At 52.4% G+C, this 6,037-nt stretch carries 4 protein-coding genes and 1 pseudogene; 2 read left to right on the plus strand and 3 right to left on the minus strand.

The genetic code is table 11. From position 1 onward, the window contains the following. Positions 1 to 404, minus strand: a pseudogene (locus tag BBW68_RS17675) (transposase); the annotation flags it as partial. Between the two features lie 172 nt (positions 405 to 576). Next, the gene (gene topA, locus BBW68_RS05365) at positions 577 to 3,177 is read right to left on the minus strand and encodes a type I DNA topoisomerase (RefSeq protein ID WP_070134325.1); all 2,601 of its coding nucleotides are present in this window, start codon (positions 3,175 to 3,177) and stop codon (positions 577 to 579) included. Between the two features lie 411 nt (positions 3,178 to 3,588). Between topA and BBW68_RS05370 the strand changes: the two genes are divergently transcribed. After that, positions 3,589 to 3,837 (plus strand): DUF2498 family protein, encoded by a 249-nt coding sequence (locus BBW68_RS05370; RefSeq protein ID WP_070134326.1) that lies wholly within the window; start codon positions 3,589 to 3,591, stop codon positions 3,835 to 3,837. Positions 3,838 to 3,905: 68 nt separating this feature from the next. Here the strand turns inward: BBW68_RS05370 and sohB are convergent, their stop codons facing one another. Further along, positions 3,906 to 4,928 carry a protease SohB gene (gene sohB / locus BBW68_RS05375; protein ID WP_070134327.1) on the minus strand — a complete coding sequence of 341 codons (1,023 nt, stop codon included), beginning with the start codon at positions 4,926 to 4,928 and terminating at the stop codon, positions 3,906 to 3,908. A gap of 227 nt (positions 4,929 to 5,155) precedes the next feature. Here sohB and BBW68_RS05380 point away from each other — a divergent pair, with 227 nt between their 5' ends. Next, complete coding sequence (locus BBW68_RS05380) at positions 5,156 to 5,917, plus strand: YciK family oxidoreductase (protein WP_070134328.1); 762 nt, start codon at positions 5,156 to 5,158, stop codon at positions 5,915 to 5,917. Positions 5,918 to 6,037 lie beyond the last annotated feature (120 nt).

The raw sequence follows: 6,037 nt of genomic DNA on the forward strand, positions 1-6,037 counted from the left end.
GTCCTAAGACTCTACCCCAGTTGAACTGGAGATTGTCGTTAATGTTATTTTCACGGGCAAGTTGTGCCACGCTGACGCCGGGTTGCATCGACTTCGCCACCAGAGCAATTTTGAAGTCGCGGGGGAAGTTGGGACGTCGTGGTCGTTTGCGGGCAACAGGGATTTCACAGGAAGCAGTGGCTAAGGGAAGACCGGACGATTTTCGGGATGCCTGCTGGTAAAGGCGTTTATCCAGATTTTTTGCGTTGATTCGTGGCGGCAAAGGCCAGGACAGAGGTTTTGGGGATGCCTAACCGGCGTCCAGCCTCAATGCGCGGCAGTTTTTCTTCAAAGTGGAGGCGAAGTACCTCGAGAAGCCATGTCCGGTGTTTCACGCGATAGTGTCCATTAAAAATGATGGACACTATTTTTCCGAAACCGGAGCCTGATGCACAGACGGTCTAAATGTGACGCTTACATCTATAATAACTACATCAAAAAAGTGGGATATATATAGCATCGGAAAGGGAAAGCGTGAGGAAGATGAAGCGTGAGCGAACCGCGCAGGGCGGCTTACTCACCAGGGGAAGCAAGAAATTATTTCTTCGCGCTCACTTCCCACTTACCGTCAACATAAAAGGCAGACCAGCCAGTGGCTTTGCAGTCTTTCTCGGTGCTGACGTACTGCTGTTTAGTTTTACGGCTGAAGCGTACCACGGCTTTGTTGCCATCGGCATCGGTTGCCGGTGCATCGGCCAGATAACGCAGCTTTTTAGGCAGCCGGTCAAGGAAGCGTTGCAGCTCTTCAACCTGCGGCGCGCGCGTTTCACGCGATTTAGGGAAGGTATTTGCCGCAAGGAATACGCCGGCAGCGCCGTCACGCAGCACGAAGTAAGCGTCTGACTTCTCACACTGCAGCTCAGGTAACGGCACCGGATCTTCTTTCGGTGGTGCCACTTCGCCGTTGCGCAGAATTTTACGCGTGTTTTTGCAGTCGTCGTTGGTGCAGGCCATGTACTTACCGAAGCGCCCCATTTTCAGGTGCATTTCATAGCCGCATTTTTCACACTCAACGATTGGGCCGTCGTACCCCTTAATGCGGAACTCGCCCTGCTCGATCTCATAACCGTCACATTCCGGGTTGTTACCGCAGACGTGCAGCTTGCGCGAGGGGGCGATCAGGTAGCTGTCCATAGCAGTGCCACATTTCTGGCAGCGGCGGCGAGCACGCAGTGCGTTGGTTTCCGCATCATCTCCTTCGAGAATATTCAGTACTTCATTCTCTGGTATCAGGTTGATGGTTTGCTTACAGCGCTCTTTCGGCGGTAATGCGTAGCCGGAACAACCGAGGAATACCCCAGTACTGGCGGTACGTATGCCCATCTGACGGCTACAGGTCGGGCAGTCAATAGAGGTCAACACCATCTGGTTTGGCTGCATGCCGCCCTCTTCCGGGTATTTTTCTGCCTGCTCAAGCTGCTGGCTAAATTTACCAAAAAACTTGTCCAGCACGACTTTCCACTGCGCTTCGTTGTTGGCTACTTTATCGAGATTGTCTTCCATGTGCGCTGTGAAGTCGTAATTCATCAGCTCACGGAAGTTCTCTTCCAGACGGTCAGTAACGATCTCACCCATTTTCTCGGCGTAGAAGCGACGGCTCTCTACTTTCACATAACCACGATCCTGAATCGTTGAGATGATCGAAGCGTAAGTAGAAGGACGACCAATGCCGCGTTTTTCCAGCTCAAGCACCAGCGAAGCTTCGCTGAAACGTGCCGGTGGGTTAGTGAAGTGCTGGCTTGGTACCAACTGCTGCAGGCTCAGCTCGCTGCCTACTTCAACCGGTGGCAGTACGCGATCTTCATCACCTTTGCGCAGCGCTGGCATCACGCGAGTCCAGCCGTCAAAGCGCAGCGTGCGCCCTTTGGCTTTCAGTTTGAAATCGCCTGCTCCTACGGTCAACGTGGTGGAGTCGTACTGCGCTGGCATCATCTGACAGGCCACGAACTGGCACCAGATCAGCTGATATAGCTTCTGCGCGTCCGTTTCCATATCTTTCAGCTGCTCAGACTGCACTTTGACATCCGAAGGACGGATGGCCTCGTGCGCTTCCTGAGAATTCTCTTTACTGCTGTAGACATTGGCGGCTTTTGGCAGGTATTTCGCGCAGAATTCATCTTCAATGTAACCACGCACCATGTCCACGGCATACTGGCTCAGATTGGTTGAGTCAGTACGCATATAGGTGATATGACCCGCTTCATACAGACGCTGCGCCATCATCATGGTTTTCTTCACGCCGAAGCCCAGACGGGTACTTGCCGCCTGCTGCAACGTAGAGGTAATAAAAGGTGCGCCCGGCTTACTGCTGGTTGGCTTATCTTCGCGATCGACCACCACGTAGCGGGCTTTTTCCAGCAGGCTAACGGCAGCATAAGTCTGCTCACGATTAACCGGACGGAACGGTTTGTCGGCCTGATGAGTCACCTGCATTGGCAGGTCAACGCCTTTCGGCATAGTCAGATCGGCATTCAGGTCCCAGTACTCTTCCGGGACAAACGCTTTGATCTCACGTTCACGCTCAACCACCAGGCGAACGGCAACTGACTGCACGCGACCAGCAGAAAGGCCGCGTGCGACTTTTTTCCACAGCAGCGGGGAGACCATATAACCTACAACACGGTCCATAAAGCGGCGTGCCTGCTGAGCATTGACACGGTCAATATTCAGTTCACCCGGCTTTTTAAATGCCTCCTGGATCGCGTTTTTAGTAATTTCGTTAAACACCACGCGGCTGTAGCGTGATTCATCGCCACCGATCACTTCCCGCAGGTGCCATGCAATGGCTTCCCCTTCGCGGTCAAGGTCCGTTGCAAGATAGATGTGCTCAGCTTTTTTGGCCAGTTCTTTCAGTTCAGCAACGACCTTTTCCTTACCCGGTAGGATTTGATAATTCGCATTCCAGTCGTGAAAAGGATCGACGCCCATACGGTTGACGAGGGCAGTCTTTTCGTCTTTTTTGATCTTCTTGCCGGTTTTACTGGTTGTAGAGTCAGCGCTCTTTTTAACTGTTGATCCACTTGTCGGCAAATCACGGATGTGACCCACGCTGGATTTCACCACATAGTCATTACTGAGATATTTATTGATCGTTTTGGCTTTTGCCGGGGACTCAACTATTACGAGAGCTTTTCCCATAGTTACCTTTACCTGATTAAAACATCCGAGAGTAAGTTGTGCCGTCTTTCTGAAGCTACGCAGCGCACTAAGGATATGGTTATTGGGGAATAATGAATTCAACCTGAACAACTTTTTCATCAATTCCAGTACGAAATCTGACATTACAACACATTGATTAACGGTATTTTTTACCACCTGTTAAGCGAATTTCTAACAAGGCGTAAAGTCTGTTTTACGCCCGGAACCCGAAACGCCCACACTCTACCTGATAAAATCTGTTACGCAACTTAATTAGCATCCATGCTCCATTTACGCCAGAAAACCAAGAAAAAAGAGTCACTTTTGTATATCACCAATAAAGATTGGGGATTTAACCTACTGGCGTACAATGGCGGCGAGATAATGGTCATATAAAGAAGGAAAAGGACCATGTCACAACAGCACCCCGTCAATCATGAACATCTGCTGGCGCTGGTCCAGGAAATTATCGTCAACCACCCAGACTATTTTACGGGCCTCGGCGTCGATGATGTCGAGCAGAATGGAGACGTCTTGGTATTTCGCGGCAACTACTATCTTGACGACCAGAGCCTGCCGACGGCAATGAGCACCACGGTGTTTAACGTCTACAAAGCGCTGGCAGTGAATCTCTCAGCGCGCTATCGTCTGGAAAAATAACGCCCGCGGGTTCGGGCGTTAAATAGGGTAAACCGCGGTAGTTACAGCAGTTTTTTTTCACCGCGCTGCTAGATGCGCAGCAGCAGGCGTTCAACGCTCAGAGTGGCGCTGTTGATGAAGCGGTCCATCATTCTTTTGCGCGGCGTATAGCGCACGCCGATCACCTGATGTTTCTCTAACCGATCAATGATCAGATCGTCACTGGTACCAACCGCATCCACCAGCCCTTTCTCAAGCGCCTGGGTGCCGTACCAGTGCTCCCCGGTTGCAACGCTGTTGATGTCCAGCGCCGGGCGCATCTGATGCACGAACTGTTTAAACAGCAGGTGGGTTTCATTAAGGTCTTCGCAGAATTTTTCCCGCCCTTCTTCGGTGTTTTCGCCAAACAGCGTCAGGGTGCGTTTAAACTTACCGGCGATATGCAGCTCGACGTCAATTTCATTGCGCTTCAGCAGGCGGTTGAAGTTCGGAATCTGCGCCACTACGCCGATGGAACCGATAATTGAAAATGGCGCGGCGACGATACGGTCTGCGACACAAGCCATCATATAACCGCCGCTGGCCGCTACTTTGTCCACGGCCACCGTCAGCGGAATGCCCTTATCGCGCAGGCGCTGCAGCTGTGAAGATGCCAGTCCGTAACCGTGAACCACGCCGCCCGGGCTTTCAAGGCACAGCAGGACTTCGTCACCCGGTGCTGCCACTGCCATTACCGCAGAAACCTCTTCACGCAGTGAAGAGACTTCGCCAGCATCCATGCTGCCCTTAAAATCGAGCACGTACAGCGTGGATTTGACTTTCTCTTCCTGCCGCCCCAGCTTCGCTTGCTGTTTAGCCGTTTTCGCCGTCAGCTTCTCTTTTTTCTTCTGCTCTTTATGCCACAGTTTTTTCTGATACGGCTTCATCTTCGCTAGGCGCATATCGTCTTGCATATCGCTGTACTTTTCTCCCAGCTGGGTGAGCTTGAGCTGGCCATTCTGCAAGCGTTTGCGCATCGCAAGGTTGGCGATCACCACCGCGATTGCCGCTATCGCAATCACAACGGTAACGGTTTTTGCTAGGAAGAGTCCATAATAAGAGAGTAGATCCACTCAATCCGCCTTAATTTACATTATGTTATAGATAGCTCTAGTGTAACGGACTCCCCGCGTTGAGTCGCCTGCAACCCGGTAACAGCGCATGAATATGCTAAAACGCCAATTGAACTCACCCACTTTTTCAGGCATAAATTACTTTATTCAGTCCGTGCAAGGGTTTACAACAGGCGATAATATCAGACGCCCTGCAGAAATCCCCCCCATTGCCAGAGGAATTCTTTGTGCACTATCAACCGAAAAGCGATCTACTCAATAACCGTATTATTCTTGTCACCGGTGCCAGCGGCGACATCGGCCGCGAAGTCGCGCTGACTTATGCCCGCTATGGCGCTCAGCTGGTTCTGCTGGGGCGTAATGCGGAAAAACTGCAACAGGTTTGTACCGAGGTTAACCAGCGCAGTCAGGCTACGGCGCTGTGGTTTACCCTCGATCTGGAAACCACCACTGCGCAAAACTGCCAGCAGCTGGCAGAAGCTATTGCCGCAAAGCTGCCGCGACTTGATGGCGTACTGCACAACGCTGGACTCCTCGGCGATATTGTGCCGATGGACAAGCAGGATCCCGCCATCTGGCAGCAGGTGATGCGCGTCAACATTGACGGCACCTTCTTCCTGACTCAGGCGCTGCTGCCCCTGCTGTCAAAAGCAGAGGGTGCGACGCTGGTGTTCACCACGTCCAGCGTCGGCCGCCAAGGCCGCGCCGGCTGGGGTGCGTATTCGGTGTCGAAATTCGCCACCGAAGGCATGATGCAGGTGCTGGCAGAAGAGTATGACCCACGCCAGCTTCGCGTTAACTGCATTAATCCTGGCGGCACGCGCACTAAAATGCGCGCCAGTGCCTTCCCGCAGGAAGATGCCAATAAGCTGAAAACTCCTGCCGACATTATGCCGCTCTATCTGTGGCTGATGGGGGATGACAGCAAACATAAAACCGGCACCAGCTTTGATGCCCAGCCAGGGCGCAAGCTCGGGGCGGCAGAATAATGGTCGAAGATCGCCACCAGCAGCGTCAGCAAAAACTGAAAGACTAGGTTGATGCCCGCATCGCTGCGGACTCTCGCCCCATTCCCACTCGAAACGCAACAAAACGGCAGGGGGTTATGC

Origin of the sequence: Candidatus Erwinia dacicola (genome assembly GCF_001756855.1) — a bacterium.
Classification (GTDB): Bacteria; Pseudomonadota; Gammaproteobacteria; order Enterobacterales; family Enterobacteriaceae; genus Erwinia; species Erwinia dacicola.